We start from the raw sequence: 1,766 nt of genomic DNA, 5'->3' as shown, positions 1-1,766 counted from the left end.
CAACAGGCGACGACGTCGCCGAGCAGGCGGACCACCTCGTCCTCGTCGAGCAGGTGGGGTCGGGTCGTCTCGCCGGTCGCGGCGTGGAAGAAGGCGCCCCGGACCCGCTCGGGGTCGAGCCCGCGCCAGCGCGCATAGGCGATGCGATAGGCCGACAGCTGCACAGCGCGCACCTCGGCCTCGGGGCCGCGGGGCGGGCGCCCGGTCTTCCAGTCGACGACCGTGACTCCCCCGTCCTCGTCGGCGAAGACCGCGTCGACCCGCCCCCGCACGGCGTGCTCGCCGAGGACCGTCTCGAGCGAGAGCTCCACCTCGAGCGGCACGCGGTCGGCCCACTCGCTGGCGAGGAAGTGCTCCTGCATCGTCGACAGGTCCGTATCGGCCAGCGAGTCGTCCGCGCTGCCCGGTAGCTCGAGCACGTCGACGAGACCGGCATCGGCGTAGTGCTGCTCGACCCACGCGTGGAAGGCCGTGCCGCGTCGTCCGGCCACCTGCGGCGGCTGCGGCATGGGGCGCCGCAGGTCCATCGCGAAGGCCTGCGGGTCCCGCGCGAGCGCGACGAGCTGCGAGGTCGACAGGTGGGCCGGCAGGTCCACGCCGACGTCCTCCCCCCGCGCCCGACGGCGCTGCTCACGCTCGGTCAGCAGCAGCCGCATCGTGTCGTCGATCGGGTCCGGCCCACCGTCATCAGCGTCGACGCCACCGGCACCGTCGCCACCTCTGTCGGCAGCACCAGCGCGCGCAGCCATCCCTGCAGCCGCCGCCTCGAGCCCGGCCCGCTCGGGCGCCGGCTCGGCGCCGGGCCACACGACCTGCCGCTCGACCGCCAGCGAGGGGTTGGGCTCGTCCTTGGTCTCCGGCATGTCCGTCCACTCGAGGATCTCGACCGGACCGGCAGCGCGCGCCTCGTCGAGGAATCGTGACTGCAGCCGCGGCTGCTGCCCCGTCGCGCCCCACACCCACGACCCGAGCAGCAGCTGGCTGCGCGCGCGGGTGAAGGCGACGTAGGCCAGACGGCGCTCCTCGAGCAGCCCGTGCTCGCCGTTGGCCGCGCGATAGCGCTTGAGCTCGTCCTGGAGCGCCTTCGTCTCGCCGAGCGACAGGTCGAGGTGCGGCAGCCCCTCGCGGTCACCCCGCAGCGGGAAGGGCACGCCGTCGAGCCCGGTGATCCACCCCGAGTCGTTGACCTGCCCGACCACCCATGTCCCGTCGTCCTTGAGGGAGGCCCGCGACAGGTGCGTCGGGAAGACCCCTTCGGACAGGCCGGGCACGGCGACGACGTCCCACTCGAGGCCCTTCGCCGCGTGGCAGGTGAGGATCTGCACGGCGTCGGCGGCCGGCTCGACGACCGGCTTCTCCAGGCCCCGCTCCTGCTCGACGGCGGCCTCGATCCAGTCGATGAAGCCACCCAGCGTCGGGCGGTCGGCGCTCGAGGAGAACTGCGCCGCCACGTCGGCGAAGGCGTCGAGGTGCGCCCGCGCGGCACCCGGCGACCACTTCGGCCGGGCCAGCACCTCGATGTCGACCCCGAGCTCCCGCTCCGCCTCGCCGACGAGGTCGGGCAGCGGCATGCCGGCCTGACGTCGCAGCCGGGCGACCATCGCCCCGATCTGCTGCAGCCGCGCAGCGCCGTGTCGGAGATCGACTGCCCGCCGTCACCCCGCCACCCCGGGTCGGGCAGCCGGTCGAGGGCGTCGACGATCGTGACCGCGTCGTCCGGCCCGGGCGGCGGCGCGTCCTCGCCGAGGTCGTCCCGGGCCGCCTTG

General features: G+C 74.6%; 1 protein-coding gene. It reads right to left on the bottom strand.

From position 1 onward, the window contains the following. The coding region (locus AC2W7J_RS17920) for a RecB family exonuclease (protein WP_485984098.1) at positions 1-1,601 on the bottom strand (1,601 nt) is incomplete at its 3' end. Between the last annotated feature and the right edge of the window lie 165 nt (positions 1,602-1,766).

The sequence above is a fragment of the Janibacter sp. CFPM2_SD2 genome (assembly GCF_057364645.1).
The sequence above is the reverse complement of the archived record's forward strand: the minus strand, read 5'-3'. Positions and strand labels throughout refer to the sequence as shown.